14 protein-coding genes and 1 tRNA gene are annotated in these 18,099 nt (G+C 33.2%); 9 read left to right on the top strand and 6 right to left on the bottom strand.

Annotation, left to right across the window (positions count from 1 at the left end; translation table 11 throughout):
* Positions 1-70: 70 nt before the first annotated feature.
* The 3 genes from AC1RRN_RS08380 to AC1RRN_RS08370 all read left to right on the top strand — a co-directional run bounded on the left by AC1RRN_RS08380 (position 71) and on the right by AC1RRN_RS08370 (position 4,170).
* Entirely contained in the window at positions 71-484 is a 414-nt protein-coding gene (locus AC1RRN_RS08380) for an RrF2 family transcriptional regulator (protein ID WP_056195014.1), read from the top strand.
* 246 nt (positions 485-730) lie between these two features.
* On the top strand, positions 731-3,280 hold the full coding sequence (locus tag AC1RRN_RS08375; protein ID WP_492966867.1) for a TonB-dependent receptor: 2,550 nt from the start codon (positions 731-733) through the stop codon (positions 3,278-3,280).
* 146 nt (positions 3,281-3,426) lie between these two features.
* Positions 3,427-4,170 carry a DUF2490 domain-containing protein gene (locus AC1RRN_RS08370; RefSeq protein WP_492966866.1) on the top strand — a complete coding sequence of 248 codons (744 nt, stop codon included), beginning with the start codon at positions 3,427-3,429 and terminating at the stop codon, positions 4,168-4,170.
* Positions 4,171-4,317: 147 nt separating this feature from the next.
* Here the strand turns inward: AC1RRN_RS08370 and AC1RRN_RS08365 are convergent, their stop codons facing one another.
* The 4 genes from AC1RRN_RS08365 to era form a co-directional block, all read right to left on the bottom strand.
* On the bottom strand, positions 4,318-7,092 hold the full coding sequence (locus AC1RRN_RS08365) for an outer membrane beta-barrel protein (protein ID WP_492966865.1): 2,775 nt from the start codon (positions 7,090-7,092) through the stop codon (positions 4,318-4,320).
* A gap of 159 nt (positions 7,093-7,251) precedes the next feature.
* On the bottom strand, positions 7,252-8,562 hold the full coding sequence (gene der / locus AC1RRN_RS08360) for a ribosome biogenesis GTPase Der (RefSeq protein WP_492966864.1): 1,311 nt from the start codon (positions 8,560-8,562) through the stop codon (positions 7,252-7,254).
* A 228-nt stretch (positions 8,563-8,790) separates the two neighbouring features.
* Entirely contained in the window at positions 8,791-9,384 is a 594-nt protein-coding gene (locus AC1RRN_RS08355; RefSeq protein WP_492966863.1) for a CHAP domain-containing protein, read from the bottom strand.
* A 133-nt stretch (positions 9,385-9,517) separates the two neighbouring features.
* Positions 9,518-10,399, bottom strand: a complete 882-nt coding sequence (era, locus tag AC1RRN_RS08350; RefSeq protein WP_026985744.1) for a GTPase Era — start codon at positions 10,397-10,399, stop codon at positions 9,518-9,520.
* Positions 10,400-10,515: 116 nt separating this feature from the next.
* On the opposite strand from era, the gene AC1RRN_RS08345 reads away from it, so the two are divergent.
* From AC1RRN_RS08345 to AC1RRN_RS08330, 4 genes are all read left to right on the top strand, one after another.
* Positions 10,516-10,588 (top strand) — tRNA-Met (locus AC1RRN_RS08345).
* A gap of 547 nt (positions 10,589-11,135) precedes the next feature.
* A complete protein-coding gene (locus AC1RRN_RS08340) occupies positions 11,136-11,972 on the top strand; it encodes an alpha/beta fold hydrolase (RefSeq protein ID WP_492966862.1) in 837 nt (278 codons plus the stop codon).
* A gap of 1 nt (position 11,973) precedes the next feature.
* Positions 11,974-12,468 (top strand): RNA polymerase sigma factor, encoded by a 495-nt coding sequence (locus tag AC1RRN_RS08335; RefSeq protein ID WP_492966861.1) that lies wholly within the window; start codon positions 11,974-11,976, stop codon positions 12,466-12,468.
* Entirely contained in the window at positions 12,455-13,024 is a 570-nt protein-coding gene (locus AC1RRN_RS08330) for a hypothetical protein (RefSeq protein WP_492966860.1), read from the top strand. The genes AC1RRN_RS08335 and AC1RRN_RS08330 overlap by 14 nt, the downstream gene beginning before the upstream one ends.
* Before the next feature lie 156 nt (positions 13,025-13,180).
* On the opposite strand, the gene AC1RRN_RS08325 is transcribed toward AC1RRN_RS08330, so the two are convergent.
* Positions 13,181-15,193, bottom strand: coding sequence for a M13 family metallopeptidase (locus AC1RRN_RS08325; protein WP_492966859.1), 2,013 nt, complete (start codon positions 15,191-15,193; stop codon positions 13,181-13,183).
* A 335-nt stretch (positions 15,194-15,528) separates the two neighbouring features.
* Between AC1RRN_RS08325 and AC1RRN_RS08320 the strand changes: the two genes are divergently transcribed.
* Both AC1RRN_RS08320 and AC1RRN_RS08315 read left to right on the top strand, forming a co-directional pair.
* On the top strand, positions 15,529-16,383 hold the full coding sequence (locus tag AC1RRN_RS08320) for an SPFH domain-containing protein (RefSeq protein ID WP_492966858.1): 855 nt from the start codon (positions 15,529-15,531) through the stop codon (positions 16,381-16,383).
* A 4-nt stretch (positions 16,384-16,387) separates the two neighbouring features.
* Positions 16,388-16,558, top strand: a complete 171-nt coding sequence (locus AC1RRN_RS08315) for a type II toxin-antitoxin system antitoxin (RefSeq protein WP_089352030.1) — start codon at positions 16,388-16,390, stop codon at positions 16,556-16,558.
* Positions 16,559-16,729: 171 nt separating this feature from the next.
* Here the strand turns inward: AC1RRN_RS08315 and AC1RRN_RS08310 are convergent, their stop codons facing one another.
* Entirely contained in the window at positions 16,730-18,007 is a 1,278-nt protein-coding gene (locus tag AC1RRN_RS08310; RefSeq protein ID WP_492966857.1) for a MutS-related protein, read from the bottom strand.
* Positions 18,008-18,099: the final 92 nt, after the last annotated feature.

Here is an 18,099-nt window from a genome sequence, read left to right as displayed (position 1 = left end):
TATACTAAAAACTAGTTTTCAGTTTTAAAAATTCATAATTCACAATTTATAATTCATAATTAAAAAATAGATGTTATCACATAAAGCAAAATACGCCCTTAAGGCCTTACTTTATTTAGCAGAACAAGACGAAAATCACATTTCAAGAACGATAGAAATTGCTGATGGCGCCAACATTCCTAAAAAGTTTTTAGAACAGATTTTACTGGATCTAAAACGAGGACGTTTTGTGAGTAGCAAGCAAGGAAAATTTGGCGGTTATTATCTGATAAAATCCAAAAATGAAATTACTTTGGCCGAAATTCACCGTTTATTTGACGGTGCAATTGCGCTTTTGCCTTGCGCTTCTTTAAATTTTTACGAGCCATGTTCTGATTGCAAAACCGAGTCTGAATGCAGTCTGCGTCACGGTTTGCTTCTGATAAGAGATAAAACTCTAAAGGCAATGGAAGGGATCACTATCGCTTCATTAGTAAAGAAATAAAAAAATATTCCCTAAACTCTATCGGTTTAATAGAATTTGTATATATTTGCCAAAAATAATTAACAAATCATTTACAAATTTTTAACCCATGAAAGTACATTCCAGTAAATCAGGTGTAACAAAAAATCTTTTGCAAAGTAATTATAGTCCATTCACAACTGTGAAAAACAATTCATTTATGATGTGTATGTGTTGGTAAAAAAAATTTAATTAAAATTCTACTAATTACATATACTTAATATAAAAATGAAAAATCTATATAAAATATCACTTACAAGTATCTTTTTACTATTAGCCTTTACAACATCTTACGCACAAAATATTGAAGGTGTTGTAACAACAACAGAAAACATTCCATTAGAAGCAGTTAACGTTGTTATCAAAGGAACAACCTTCAGCACTACTACAGATCCAAGCGGAAAATTCTCAATAGATTCTAAAGGAAAACTTCCGGTAACTATTTTAGTTCAATATGTTGGTTATAAAACTGCAGAAATAGAACTTAATGCTATTCCGGCAACACCATTATTAGTAACATTAAAAGAAGAAAATGAACTTGTAGAGGTTGTGGTTTCTTCAAGACGTCGTATTGAAAAAGTACAAGATGTACCCATTGCAATTTCAGTTATTACAGGAAAACAAGCAGAACAAACTGGTGCTTTTAATGTGAATCGTATCAAAGAATTGGTTCCTTCTGTTCAATTATATTCATCTAATCCAAGAAATACAGGAATTAACATTCGTAGCCTTGGTTCACCATTCGGGTTAACAAATGACGGAATCGATCCAGGTGTTGGTTTCTATGTAGATGGTGTTTATTATGCACGTCCGGCTGCAACAACTCTAGATTTTATCGATGTAGAGCAAATCGAAGTTTTGCGTGGACCACAAGGATCTTTATTTGGTAAAAACACTACTTCAGGAGCTTTTAATATTACAACACGTAAACCAAGCTTTACAAGTGGAGCTGATTTTGAAGTAAGTTACGGAAACTATGCCTTCTTGCAGGCAAAAGCTTCGGTTACTGGAGCATTAGGAAAAAAAGTTGCAGGACGTATCTCATTTTCAGGTACACAACGTGACGGTTTAATTGATAATGTTGCTACAGGAAGAGCAACTAACACTTTAAACAATCAGGGAATCAGAGGTCAACTTCTTTGGACTCCAACAGTAAATACTAATGTTATATTAGCAGCAGATATTACGACTCAACGTCCGGACGGATATGCACAGGTTGTAGCAGGAGTTGCTCCTACTCAAAGAGCTGCTTATCGTCAGTTTGATGCTATTATTAAAGATTTAAACTATCAATTGCCAAGTTTAAATGCTTTTGATCGTAAAATTGACCACGATACACCATGGCGTTCAGGACAAGACATGGGTGGTATCTCTCTTAATATTGATACCAAAATTGGAGGTGGAACACTTACTTCAACAACAGCTTGGCGTTTTTGGAACTGGGATCCATCAAATGATAGAGATTTTACAGGATTACAAGTGTTAGCTAAATCTCAAAATCCAACAAGACAAACACAGATAACACAAGAGGTTCGTTATGCTGGACAAATAACATCTAAAATAAGCGGAGTTGCAGGTGTATTCTTCATCGATCAAACTTCTCAAACAGACGGTACAGAAGAATCTGGAAATGCACAATGGAGATTTGCTCAAAGTACAACAAGCAACTTATGGAAAACTCCGGGTCTTTTTGAAGGATACGGAATCAAAACTGATGCAAACATCAGAGCTTCAAGTGCCGCTGTATTTGGACAATTAGACTGGGCTATAACAGATCGTTTACATATTTTACCGGGTTTAAGATATAACTTCGATAAAAAAGACGCGCATTATGCCCGTACAACATACGGAGGTCTTCAGACAAATGATCCTGCATTAATAGCTTTGAAAAAACTAGTTTATTCTGATCAGGCATTTGACTCTAGTACTGACAATACAGACTTTTCAGGAAACTTAACTTTGACTTATAAAGCCTCTGACAAAATTAATGCTTATGCAACTTACGCTAAAAGTTACAAACCAGTTGGTGTAAACGTTGCTGGATTGCCAACAGATGCAAAAGGACAACCTTTACTTGATCTTGCCGTAATTAAACCAGAAAAAGTAAATCATTACGAAGTTGGTGTAAAAACGTCTCCTTTTAGAAATTCAATTTTCAATTTGGCTTTCTTCAATACAGAAATTAAAGACTTTCAAACAAACGTTCAGGCAGCTGAATTGGGTGTAAACCGTGGTTATCTTGCGAACGCAGACAAAGTACGTGTAAGAGGTGCTGAATTAGATGCAAGTTTTGTATTCAGCCAACATTTGACCGTAAATGCTGCTGCAACTTATACTGAAGGTACTTACGTTAAATTTACAAATGCACCACTTCCATTAGAAGAAACCGGAGCTCCGGTAGCTTATAAAGATGTTTCAGGAACTGATTTACCTGGTGCGTCAAGATGGGCAGGATCTTTAGGAGGCGAGCTTTCTGATAATGCAAGATTCTTTGGTAATGCTGGTAAAATTTTCTTAGCTCTTGATTCTTACGCACGTTCTGAATTCTCATCCAGCCCTTCTGCTTCAAAATATTTAGTAGTTCCAGGTTATGCGATTTTTAATGCTCGTTTAGGTTTCCGTGCTTCTCAGGGATTATCTGTTCACTTCTGGGGACGTAACTTACTAAACAAAGATTACTACGAACAATTATTACCTGCAGGAGGAAACTCAGGACAATATGCTGGTGTAATTGGAGATCAAAGAACTTATGGAGTTACACTGAAATATTCATTATAAGAAATTAATAAAGTCTAAATACAAAAAGAGGCAAGTTCTGGAACTTGCCTCTTTTTTTTATAATCACAAAAAAGCATTTTAAACCCATTTTAATCTTCTGTAAATGCATTTTGATTTATATATATTCGCAGCCTGAATTTATATAAATGAGAATTCTCAGAATCTTTTTCTTTCTTGGTCTGTTAAGTCAAATTGGTTTTTCTCAAACAAAGAGAAATATCGACCATCAAACACTGACCTGGATTCGTTATTACAATATTTTACCTTTGACTGAAAAATGGGCTTTACATTCTGAATTTGACAACCGAAGTTTTTTAAATCCTGTGCATGAAAATCTTTTTGTATTAAGAGTTCAGGGAAGATATCGTGCTACAAAACTGGTAGATTTAGGTAGTGGATTTGCTTTTTTCAGTGCCAATACGCAAGACCCTTATATTGATCCCAATTTTTCGATTCCGGAATATCGTGCTCAACAAGATATCACTCTGATCAATGATATTGCTAAAATTACGTTTCATAATCGCTTTCAATTGGAAGAACGTTTTATTCAGAAAGCTACAAAAACGCTATTGCTCGATGATTTTTCTTTTTCTTTCCGATTCCGATATCGATTACAATCGACTTTTGATCTTTGGAAAAAAGAAAACCAAAGTATAAAAGGCATAATCTCTGATGAAATCCTTCTCAATTTTGGAAAAGATAACAAGAGAAATACCTTCGACCAAAACCGGCTTTATGCTGCTTTACGTTATCATTTTAATCCTAACATTGGCTTAGAATTAGGTTATTTAAAAAGTTTTCAAAGACGGGCCAGCGGTGTTGATTTTTATGATCGTGACATTATTCGGTTTACCTTTTATCATAGAATTGATCGTAAAACGAAAATTTAAATAATCCCGAAGCTTCGGGACCAATCCCAAAAATACATCTATAATAGCTACTATTTAGTAACTATGAAAGAAAAAATATTCAACCAAAAATAACTTTTAATTTGGAATTTAGTCCCGAAGCTTCGGAATTTTTTAGGAGTTTATAACCTATTCTTCTCCTTGACGTTCTCCTCCTCCGCCTCTTCTTCTCTGCCCTTTTTCCTTAGCTGAAAAATTTCCAATTTTATAAGCTAAAGAAAACATCATATATCTTTTTAGAACTGTATTTTCTTCGTCGCGAATAGAAGTTGCAGAAATTGTTCTGGTAGCACTTTGATTTTGGTTCAGTACATCGTAAACTTTTACTTTCGCATATACTTTTTTATCAAAAAATCCATACGACAAACTAGTATTCCATAGAAAGAAATCTTTTTTGAAATCGCCTGAAATATTAGAATTGTAAGTATAACCAAAATCATTTCCAAAAATCAAATTCGCCGGCCAATATGATGTTGTTTGCAAATTAATTCTATGAAGAACATTTGAACTCGCGTCTCTGTTATAATTTTCATATTTTGTTTCATTATAAGACAAACTATAAGATGGTGAAATCGTAAGCACTTCTCCATATTCATAAGTCATATAAACTTTCGGGCTTATAGCAGTAGATTTAGCATTGTACATCACAGCATTGGTAAATCCTTTATCAAACGAATAACTACCATTAAGTGCCAGACCATATCGTAAAACATGGGCATCTCTTTTTATTGACTGACTCCAATTGGCACCAACAGAAACGGTATAAGTTCCCGATATATTAATGTAAGATGTTGTTCGTTTACCACTATCATCATAAACAGATGTTGCATAAATATCATTGCTGTAATAGTCCCCTTTTGCCATAAAACTATATCCGGAACGGGTTCTGAAATCGAAGTTTCTGAAATTGAAATTTACCGTATTTTTCTCAATTGGATCCAGATTCGGATTTCCGATAATGGAATTCAATGGATTACTTAAATTTGCAACTGGCATTAAATAATTTGCAGCAGGAAGTGTGCTTGAATAATCGTATTTTAAAGTCAAATTCTTTGATCGGCTGAATTTATATCGAAACTGAGCTGTTGCAAAAGGCAGAGCATATTTCTTATTTAATTCTGTTTCTTTACCTAAGTACAAAGAGTAATTATCAAAATCAACCAGAGATGTTCTTGAATCCAGATTCAAAGTAAATTTATTTTTCTGTAAAGTAATTCCAACCTTTGGGCTAACAGAATTTTGTCTCGAAGTTGTGTAGGTAGTCAATGATTCATTCAAGTCAGAATACGATTGTGTCGCTGCATCAAAATCAAAGGTTTTTTGATCTTTAATTTCATTCTTCCAATCAAAATCAGATCCAAATCTTATGCGTAATGAATCTGTAATGGGTTCTGTATATTCAATATCTGCCGAATAAGAATCGCTTGAACTATTGTTTTTGGTATTCTGATTTCTCAAATCATCTGGTTTAGTATCCTGATAAAAAATAGTTTCCGATTGATTCCAACCATCAGAAACCGTATTTGAATTATTGTTATCAAAAACAAAACTTAGATTGCGGTTTTTTTTCTTGAATACTTTATTAAAATTAATCGTGTTTGCAAAATTCGTGTTTGTACTTTCATTATATGATTTAGCCGTACTTTCGTTCAAAGCGTCACCATTTTCATCCACAGAAGAAGTCGACGAAAATGAATCACTATTTGATCGTGACTGATTTAATTTTGGAGAAACAACAAGTCTTGTAGTCGGATCTATTTTATATTCTAATTCAAAATTGGCTTTGTTGCCCGTATTTTCATTTCTAGTTTTTGCATCAGATTCGGTGATAATGTTTCCAGCTGGTAAAAAACTAAGCTGGTTGGCTTTGCTTTCATTTTTATTAATAGTATTCGAAAAATTGTAGCTTCCCATAGCTGCCAGTTCTTTACTCCAGTCATCCGTATAATTGACACCAAACAAATTAGATTGTGTAATTCCTTTTCCGTTGCCTGTCGAACCGCTATTTTTATTGCTATTATTTCTTCCGCCTCCCATATTATCAAAAACTTCATCCTGAGCAAAACCGGTTGAATTTATATTATTGGATGATCCTAAAACGCTTATTTTTCGTTTATTATTAAAGAAATTCATAAGCAAACTACTTTCGTACCGATCATCAGAGCCATAGCCGCCTAATATTTTTCCGAAATATCCTTTATTTTTCTTTTCATCAATAGTTAGGTTAATTGACGAATAATCTGAAGTAGATTCTTGTTTCGCTAATTCTTCCTTTTTAGATTTAAAGTCCGAAACCTGAATCTTTTTTATAATTTCTGCAGGCAAATTTTTCAAAAGCAAAGCACCATCTTTATCAAAAAATGTCTTTCCATTCACTAAAAACTGTGTCACTTCCCGACCATTTACGGTCACTTTTCCGTCATTATCGACGTCAACACCGGGCAATTGTTTTAATAAAGTCTCTACATTAGAATCCGGGCGCACTTTATAAGAAGCCGCATTAAACTCCAATGTGTCTTTTTTCATTGTAATAGGTGGAGCAGCAGCTTTAATTACAACATTATCTAATGCATTAACATTTTCAAGCACATATAATTTACCAAAATCTTTGCTTTCTAAAAGTCCTTTTTGCTCTTCGATATAAGGCTGATAACCTACATAATTGATTTTTAGTAAAACTGGTTTGTCGTATTTTTTGGTGTTAATCCTAAAAACACCATTCTTGTCTGTAGTAGCATATTCTATTATCGTAGAATCTTTTACAGTTGTAAAATAAACAGTAGCAAGTTCAAGAGGAAGTTGTGTATTGATGTCAACCACAGTCCCTTTAACAATAATATCGTTCTGGGCGTTTGCGGCAAAGCAAAAAAGAAAAAACAGTAAAAATGAATAAATCCTGATCATAAAATTGGTTAGTTAGAAATAGTTAGACTACAAAAAACACAAAAGGTTTAATTGTAGATTTTACATTTATTCAAATAGCATGCCAATTAAATGAAAAACAATCTTGGTAAATTTGAAATAAGGCATAAAAAAATCCCCGTTGTAGCGGGGATTTTAATATTATTTCTCTCTGATATAAATATCAATTGGTACTCCTGAAAAGTCCCAATTTTCTCTAATTTTATTTTCAAGATATCTTTTATATGGTTCTTTAACGTATTGTGGCATGTTGGCAAAAAACACAAACTGAGGCGTTAATGTTGGCAACTGCATACAATATTTAATTTTTACATATTTACCTTTTGTCGCTGGCGGCGGATAAGCTTCAATTACTTTCAACATATATTCGTTGAATTTTGAAGTAGCAATTCTTTGTTTTCTGTTTTCGAAAACCTGAACTGTAGCTTCTAATGCTTTCAATAAACGTTGTTTCGTTAAAGCCGAAACGAACAAAATTGGCACATCTGTAAAAGGCATCAATTCTTTTTTGATTTTCTCTTCGTAATCACGAGTCGACATGGTATCTTTTTCAACCAAATCCCATTTGTTTACTAAGATTACAACACCTTTACGGTTTTTCTCAGCCAACCAGAAAATACTCTGATCCTGACCTTCAAAACCACGAGTGGCATCGATAACCAAAATACAAATATCTGCATGCTCAATCGCACGAACAGAACGCATTACAGAATAAAATTCTAAATCTTCTTTCACTTTAGCTTTACGACGGATTCCCGCAGTATCAACCAAGTTGAATTCAAAACCAAAACGGTCAAATTTTGTATCAATTGCATCACGAGTTGTTCCCGCAATATCAGTTACCATGAAACGTTCTTTACCAATTAATGCATTGATAAAACTTGATTTACCTGCATTCGGACGACCTACAACTGCAAAACGAGGTAAAACAACCTCTTCCTGAACTGGTTCTGGTTTTACTGGGAAAGACTCGATTAAAGCATCTAATAAATCTCCAGTTCCACTTCCTGAAATACTCGCAAATGTGAAATATTCTCCTAAACCTAAATTATAAAATTCAAGCGCATCTTTCTCACGCATGGCGTTATCAACCTTATTCACTGCCAATAAAACGGGCTTTGTCACTTTACGCAATAAGCGCGCAACAACATCATCCATTGGTGTAATTCCTTCTTCTACATCAACCACAAAAATAATAACATCAGCCTCATCGATAGCAAGCTCCACTTGTTTTCGAATTTCACCTTCAAATACGTCATCAGATCCGCGAACATATCCGCCGGTATCAATTACAGAAAACTCTTTTCCGTTCCACTCGCTTTTACCATAGTTTCTATCACGGGTAACCCCAGATACTGAATCTACAATAGCTTCTCTTCTTTGTATCAGCCTATTAAAAAGGGTTGATTTCCCCACATTAGGTCTTCCTACTATCGCAACAATGTTATTCATTTTTTTTGAATTTTAGACTTTAGACTTTAGATGTCAGATTTTTAGCTTCCTAAAAAACGAATCATTATAACCCCAAATGCCTTATTTAAATTTTTTGCAAAGGTAGTTAAAAAAAGTTGCTAAGATGCTAAGTTTCTAAGTACCTAAGTTTTTATTGTTTTTTGTATAATTTTCAGAAGCTATTTCCCGCTGTTCCTTAAAGGTTCAAAGAATATTTTAGTTAAATTACTACTCTTTTCTTAACCAACCCAATAATCTCTTATTATCTATTTTATAATTTCCTTTTTGATTTTCTAATACAAATTTTTCTCTTGAACTGCCAAACGGTCCCGGATTTTGTTGAATAATATCGATTTCATTTTCAGAAACTTTAGAGATTATCGCTACATGTCCAAATCTATTCAACAACGATCCTGAAAAAATCACTAAATCTCCAACTTCAGGTTTTTCTTTACTGGGATTTGTATATTGAGTTAAATTTCGTTTCAAATTCAGCTCTCCATCTTTTACTCTTGGATCAAAAAAATCTTTTGCATGACCGTAAGCATTTGGCATTTTATGTTTGTAATATTCGTAATAATAACGCTTTACAAATTCAACGCACTGATATTTAAGTCCTAAATTGTAATTATCTTTTGTAACGTTTCTTCCTGAGATATGATCTACTCCTCCGTTATAATAAACTTTTACTCCATTTAAGCTATCCAGCGCCAGCCCTATCTTATGATCTGAATTTAAATTTATTTTCTTTACAACTTTTAATCCTGCATAGCCCAAAGCTAAAACCGAAATAATTAGAATCGTAATCTTTTTAATATTCATTTATCTATCTAAAAAATCAATGTTCTTTTTAGTTTTGCTTGCGTGAGGGATTGAGGCGGTATCCTTTTGTGAAGTGGAACGGAGCAAAAGATATAGCCGAAAGCCCGACCCGGAGGGGCACGCCCAAATCATTTTACTGATTATAACCAAATCGTTTCAACATATTCGCGTTGCTTCTCCAGTTTTTATTCACTTTCACGACTAGTTCAATGTGAATTTGTTTTCCGAAGAATTTCTCTAAATCGGCACGAGCATCGGTTCCTACCTTTTTAAGAGCGGCACCTTTATGTCCGATGATAATTCCTTTTTGAGTTTCACGCTCTACCATAATAATAGAACGGATTCGGATAATTTTTTCGTCTTCAAAGAATTCTTCTGTTACGATTTCAACCGCATACGGAATCTCTTTGCTATAATTCAATAAGATTTTCTCACGAATTGTTTCGTTTACGAAAAAACGTTCCGGTTTGTCTGTTAATTGATCTTTAGGGTAATATGCCGGAGATTCTGGCAATAATGAGATAATTCTGCTGAAAACTTCCGGTACATTAAAATTCTGTAAGGCAGAGATTGGGAAAATTTCAGCATTTGGCACTTTTGCCGTCCAAAACGCTACTTGTTCCTCTAATTGTTCCTGATTTGAATTGTCAATTTTATTCAACAATAACAAAACCGGAATTTTAGCATGAATGATTTTATTAAAGAAAGCTTCGTCTTTTAAGTCCTGTTCCCCTATTTCGACCATGTAAACCAAAATATCAGCATCTTCAAAAGCTGATTTTACAAAGTTCATCATCGACTCCTGCATTTCATAAGCCGGTTTGATGATTCCTGGGGTATCTGATAATATAAGTTGAAAATCTTCGCCATTCACGATTCCAAGAATACGGTGACGTGTTGTTTGTGCTTTTGATGTAATGATCGATAATCTTTCTCCAACAAAGGCGTTCATCAATGTTGATTTTCCAACGTTTGGATTCCCGATGATGTTTACAAAACCTGCTTTATGTGACATTTGCATATTATTTATTTTGCAAAGGTAGTCATATCAACTCAATACAGAAAATAAAACATTTTTTAAAGTTTTCGTTGGATTTCTCAAAAAACGGCGTATCTTTGCACCCGAAACATCGCGGGATAGAGCAGTAGGCAGCTCGTCGGGCTCATAACCCGAAGGTCACAGGTTCGAGTCCTGTTCCCGCTACTAAGACAAAAAGCTTCAGAGAAATCTGGAGCTTTTTTTGTTTTAATCTATGTCGGGCTTATATCCGCCGCGGCGGACACAGGTTCGAGTCTTCGCCGCGGCGAACTACTAAGACAAAAAGCTTCAGACAAATCTGGAGTTTTTTTGTTTTTAATCTATGTCGGGTTCATTTCCGTCACGGCGGACACAGGTTCGAGTCTTCGCCGCGGCGAACTACTAAGACAAAAAGCTTCAGAGAAATCTGGAGCTTTTTTTGTTTTCCAAATATTTCTTTTGATATTTTTATACTTGTTCACGAGTGATATGCTGACGCCAGCAGCGGCGTTTTTGCCTTTGTCTATCAAAATGAATTTTCTCTTTACTCTCTTTTTTATTTCCCTGTTTTTCTGTTCAGTTTTTAATCACCAGTTGCTTTTTATTTATGCTAAATTGCAGGTTTTCAAGCCTAAATTCTAAAATCAATAAAAATATTTTAAAAAATATCTTTTTTAAGGTAACAATTAAAGTAGTACTGTATCAAAAGATAAACTTTAAAAAATTAAATCTTATGAAAACGAAATCTATTTTAATTATCGCATTTATCCTTCTTGTCTCAAAATCTGTTTTTGCTCAAACTGCCTTTAAGGTAGAGGTAAAAGGAAAAGGAAATCCTGTATTGTTATTCCCGGGGTTTGGCTGTACAGGAGAAGTATGGAATGAAACAGTAGCCGAACTTTCTAAAAATTACGAATGCCACGTTTTTACTTTTGCAGGATTTGGCAATGTTCCGCCAATTGAAGGGCCTTGGCTATCTACTATAAATGATCAGGTTATTTCTTATGTAAAAACCAAAAAATTAAAAAATGCAGTATTGATTGGTCACAGTCTGGGAGGAACTTTAAGTTTGTGGCTGGCATCTGAAGAAACTAATTTATTCAAAAAGTTAATTCTCGTTGATGCTTTACCGGCAAGTGCGGCCTTAATGATTCCGAATTACAAAGGCGAAACGATTCCTTATGATAATCCGCAGAGTAAAATGATGCTGGCTATGGATCAAAATGCTTTTAATGCAATGAATTCACAAATGACTTCTTACATGTGCCTGAACAAAGAAAAACAAAAAATAATCAATGACTGGATGAATATGGCCGATAGAAAAACCTATGTTTATGGTTATATTGATATGCTTAATTTAGACCTGAGAAAAGAAATCTCCAAAATTAAAATTCCGGTAGTAATTTTAGCAGCAACAAATCCAGATCTTGCTACCGTACAAAACACATATAAAGCACAGTATGAAAATCTGCCATCCGCTAAAATTCTTTATGCATCAAAAGCAGCGCATTTTGTAATGTACGATCAACCGGAGTGGTTTATAGAAAATGTAAAATCAGAATTAAAATAAAGTGGCTGAAAAAGAACAATTCAACGAGATATACTCCAAGCATTACAATAAAGTGTTTCGCTTGTGCAAAGGTTATTTTTGTGGAGACACTGCATTGGCCTCTGATGCTACTCAGGAAATCTTTATCAAAGTCTGGGAGAAATTAGACACCTTCCGAAACGACTCGAGCATTAGCACCTGGATTTATAGGATTGCAGTAAACACATGCCTTCTTTATTTAAGAAAATCATCTTCAAGAAAAGAAATTAGAACCGATATCCTGCCGCAGACTGTTTCGGAAACTTATTCGAGCGAAAAAGACGAGCAGCTTCAACAAATGTATCAATGTATACAAAAGCTTGAAGAAACAAACAAAATGATAATCCTGATGACTTTAGACGGTGTTGAATATCAGGAAATATCTGAAGTAATAGGAATTACCGAAGAAACACTTCGTGTTAGAATCCACCGAATCAAAAAAAGTTTAACTCAATGTGTACAAAATGAAAACATTTGAAGAATTACAAAATATTTGGGATCAGCAAACAGAATCTGATGCAAAACCAACAGCCAATGAAATTATTAAAAAAGCCGAGGCAAATACTAAAAAAATTAAGCGCAGTCATTTTTGGACCAAAGTCATTTTAAGTCTGACCTCATTAATACTAATCGCATATTATATTTGGGTAGGCGCTTATAAACAAACATTGTTTAGTTTTGGATTATGCATCATGATTACAATGCTTCTTGTACGTATAGCCTTAGAATGGATTAGCACAAAAAAAATTAAAAACTTAAAGACCGATGTCAACTTAATTGAATATAGTAAACTGGCTCATCAGTTTTATGAATGGAGAAAAAAAATACATTACATTTTTACACCCATCATTTATCTGACTTATATTATTGGTTTTACAATGCTTTTGCCTGTTTTTAAAGACAATTTCTCAAGAGGTTTTTATCTTTACATCCTCTCAAGCGGTTATATTTTTTTATTAATCTTCGGATTATTTATGATAAGAATAATCAAAAAAGAAATAAAGCTTTTAAATATCTTAAAAAACATCTCTTAAAAAGAAAAAAGATGTTTTTCCAGGAAAACTTTTGAGAAATATGGAGCTTTTGTTTTTTGTTAAAACATAAGTTTGGAAAATTTCTAAAAAAAATACGCAAAGTTCACTATGAACTTTGCGTATTTTTTCATTGAAATACTTAGGAAAACCAAGGTATTACCAAATTGTTATCCTATCTTTCTTAGGCAAAAACATTTTATCTCCAGGCTTTACATTAAATGCTTCGTAAAAAGGTGTCGTATTCATTAGAGGTCCGTTAACACGCCAATTTGGTGGAGAATGTGGATTATTGTTAATCCACAAACGCAGGAACTCGTCTTTCATTTTTACTCTCCATATTTTGGCTATAGAAATAAAGAAGCGTTGGTCTGGTGTAAAACCGTCGATTTTTGTGTTTCCTTTTCCTTGTTCAGTCATTTTAAAAGCATCATAGGCAACTGCTATTCCAGCAATATCCGCTGTATTTTCGCCAACTGTCATTGCGCCATTAATGTGTAGATCGCCTAAAACGGTATAAGTACTGTATAAATTGATAACCTGTTGTATTCTTGACTTAAATTGTGCATAATCCTCTTTTGTCCACCAGTTTTTTAGGTTTCCATCCTTGTCATATTGAGCGCCCTGATCATCAAAAGTATGGGTTATTTCGTGACCTATAACCATTCCGATACCGCCATAATTAAGTGCATCATCTGCATTATTATCAAAATATGGAGCTTGCAAAATACCTGCAGGAAAAACAATTTCATTTGCAGTAGGATTGTTATATGCCGTAACTGTTGGAGTTGTCGTATACCATTCTGACTTATCCACTGGTTTACCTAATTTTGACAATTGAAATTGATATGCAACCGTAGAAGCCGAAACCATATTCTCAAAATAAGTATTTCTAGCCACATGCACATTGCTATAGTCTCTCCATTTATCGGGATATCCTATTTTCTTAGTAATGGCGAACAATTTTTCTTTAGCTTTTTGTTTCGTAACAGGACTCATCCATTCCAACTTATCAATTCTTTTGCCGTACGCTTTTTGCAAATTATTCACGAGGACTAACATACGTTTTTTGGCATCTTCTGAAAAATATTTTTTCACATACAATTCGCCCAAAGCTTCGCCTAAGTAATTGTCAACGACATTAGCCATTTTTTCGCCACGTGATTTTTGAACAGCCTGACCAGAAAGCACTTTGGTATACTCAAATGAGGCATCTGCAAAAGGTTTACTTAAATCATCTGCATATCTTTCCAGAGAATTTGCTTTCAGGTAAATTTTCCAACTATTGATCGGGATGGTTTTTAAGAGCTTATTAAGGGCATCATAATACGCAGGCTGACCTACATTAATGAAATCGGTTTTAGCTCCTAAATTATTTAAAAAAGTAGTCCAGTTTATGTTGGGATGCCTTTTTACAAGATCTGTCACCGCTATTTTATTATAATTTGCCTGCACATCTCGAAGTTCCACTTTTGTTTTATGCGAAGTCGCAAGTTGTTTGTCAATATCGTAAACCAAATTAGCATTCTTTTTAGCTTCTTCAGCATTACTGCCTGTTTGCTGAAATAATGTAGCAAGATATTTTTTGTATGATTGCTGTATCGCAACAGTCGATGAATCTGATTTGAAATAATAGTCCCTGTCAGGCAAACCGATACCCGTTTGATAGATTCCGGCAATATTCATACTGCTGTTTTTTTGATCAGGAGATACTCCAAAAGCAACAATAGAAGAATTGCCTGCTTTTTCTTGATTAACTACAAAGTTCATTAAGGATGGCAAATCACTAATTGTTTCAATTTTGGCAAGCAAGGGTTTGATAGGTGCATAACCGCGTTTGTCAATGGTTACGGTATCCATACCTGATGCATAAAAGTCTCCTACCTTTTGTGCAATACTTCCTGCTGGATTCTCGCTTTTCGAAATACTATCTAATATTCTTTGCAAGCGCATTCGTTGCGGGAAATTCATAAACATATAGGCACCTACTCCGGCTTGAGATGCCGGTATTGATACAGAATCGTACCATTTGCCATTTACATATTTAAAAAAATCATTACCAGGTGTCAATGTGGAATCTATTCCAGTGATAGCAACATTTTTTTTCTCTTGATGTTTTGAACACGCTGTAAAAGCTAAGACTGCAATAAAGAGCACTAAGGATTTTTTCATAATCTAGATGATTTCTATTAAAATGAATTAAAAAAGATTTGGAAGCATAGTTAATTTTTGCAGAACAATATACGAATTCAGTTTTTAATTTTAAAGTTTTTGTTAGAATGCTTCCCGCTACTAAATAAAAAGCTTCAGAGAAATCCAGAGTTTTTTTATAGCCCTTTTTACGTTTTTCTTTCCGAACACAAATTGCAAATCTGTATTATCGAGATTATTTATACTTTAGTTCCACCTTCTTCAAACTTATAAATTATATAAAAATTTATCTTCTGTATTAAAAATATTTCATATCTTTATGATATCAATTTAATATCATTTAACTATTACTCAATATGAAAACAGAAAAAATTTTAACACCCTTTAATGGCTATTTGGTTGTTGCCATTCTATTACTTTCAATGACAATAGCACTTTATGGCTTTATCTCGAACAACATGATATTAGCAGTGGCTTCAATTTTAATATCTGTTTTTTTAACAAAGGGTTTTATTGTAATAGGCCCGAACAGCTCAAAAGTTCTATTACTGTTTGGAGATTATAAGGGAAGTATTAAAGAAAGCGGTTTGTTTTGGATAAACCCTTTTTATAATAAAACGAGTTTATCTTTGCGTGCAAGAAACTTTGAAAGCGAAAAAATTAAGGTTAATGATAAAATGGGGAATCCTATTTTAATTAGTGTTATATTAGTATGGAAAGTTAAAGATACATTTAAGTCTACGTTTGAAGTTGATAACTATGAGGCATTCATTAGAATCCAAACAGATTCGGCTGTTAGAAAACTTGCAGGTTCTTTTCCATATGACCATTTTGAAGATGAGAGAGCAACCGTAACATTAAGTACTAATTTTGATGACGTTAACAAAGCCCTTGAACATGAAGTTACGCAACGATTAGAAATCGCCGGAATAGAAGTAATAGAATCAAGAATTGGATATCTGGCCTATGCTCCTGAAATTGCTCATTCGATGTTAAGAAGACAACAAGCGTCGGCTGTTGTTGCTGCACGTCATAAAATTGTAGAAGGTGCAGTTGGTATGGTAGAAAGTGCTTTAAAACTATTAGCAGATAAAGAAATTATAGAATTTGATGAGGACAGGAAAGCAACAATGGTAAGTAATTTAATGGTAGTACTTTGTGGCGATAGCGAAACTAAACCTGTAATAAATACCGGTACTTTAAATCAATAAAAAGATGTCTGAAAAAAAGTCATTTGCATTAAGAATTGATTCAGAAACGATGAAAGCAATTGAAAAATGGGCTAATGATGAATTTCGTAGTGTCAATGGTCAGATTGAGTGGATGCTTAATAACAGTCTAAAGAATGCGAAAAGATTAAAGGAGAAAAATGAGCAAAAAAAATAAAGTATATAATAATTATCTACTAAAAAGCTCAGTTTTTTCAAATCATCAACAAAATGGTTCAAAATGTCCTGTCAGGGCTACTTAGATAAAAGCTTCAGAGAAATCTGGAGCTTTGTTTTTTTATTTAGAATTATAAATGAGAAATTCCAAATTAATTAACCTCAAAACAAATTACTTATCAATTGGTCTTGAATCTTTTAAAAGCTCATTCAATCCAACTTTATCAAATAAAATCCTGCCAACTTTAATATTTGACCATCCCTTTTTTAATTTATATGTAAAAGTGGGTATGTTATTAATCAATTCACAGTCTAAATAGAATGTAGAAATAGTACTGTTTGTAACATCGCTTAATTCCTGAATATGGGTGGATATAAAAAAATATGAATTGGTATAAATACTAACACCATTTATTGTTGTTCTACAAATTTCCGCAGCGTCTTCAACATTTGTTCCACTGAAAAGCTCATCAAATACCGCAAAGCATCTCTTTCCTTCCGCTGCCTTTATAACAACATCTTTAAGATTAATAACTTCTGTCATAAAATGGCTGTAGCCACTTAAAATATTATCTCGTTTATTAATTCCAATTGAAAAATTACTACAAAAAGGAATTATTCCTTTTGATGCCGGAATGGCCAGTCCGAGATTCCCTAAATAGATACACAAACTAATCGATTTAAGAAAAGTCGACTTTCCTGACATATTAGGCCCATTTAGTACAATAACATTAGTTAAAGCTGTAAAGTTATTTTTAACTGGATTTTTAATTAATGGATAGTAGAAATCATTCAAACTTATTTCTTTTTCTTTAAAAGTTGGAAAACAAAATTTTCTATTTTTAATTGCCAAACTAATAGAACAATAGGACTCAAACAAAAATAAATCTTCCCAAAATAGTTCTATCCTCTGTTCTGTTTTTAGCTTTAATATTTTATTTGTTAATTCTTTAATATGTTTTCTTTTTAAACGTTTCTCTCTAATTATTAACTCATAATGTTTCAATTCAAAGAAGGAAAGAAAAGATAGAATTCTATTCAAATCTTTTCTATAAATTTCAGGAAAATCTTTTATATTGATTCTTGAAAAATACACAGATTCAAGCCTGTGAAAAAATAATAACATTTGATGTAATTTGTTGTTTAGAACAATTTCATCATAATTAGGACTCGAAAATAGAAAACCTGTACTTTTAAAATTTACTGCTTTAAAATTATTTAGGAAAAAGTGAACCTCGTTTAAATAAAGCACCGTATAAGAATAGTTCTCTAAAACTTTCATATTAGATCCAAAGGCCTTTAGAATATTTTGTCTTTCTATAATTTCACCTTCACTTCGTAAAGGTGTTTCCAATAAGTAAAGAATCTTATTTTTTGTGAAAGAATTTAAAGAATAATCAAATATAGGCAGTATCTCATTTTTTATTTTTAAATCTTGAATATTATTCATCTTAGCACTTTAAAGTTAATTTTAATATTCACTACAGCGATTATTTCTATTTAAAAATTCAGAATGTGATTGCATTAAAAATATGCAAAATT

The sequence above is a fragment of the Flavobacterium sp. GW821-FHT11G01 genome (assembly GCF_058808175.1).
This window is presented reverse-complemented; position numbering and strand designations above follow the sequence as displayed.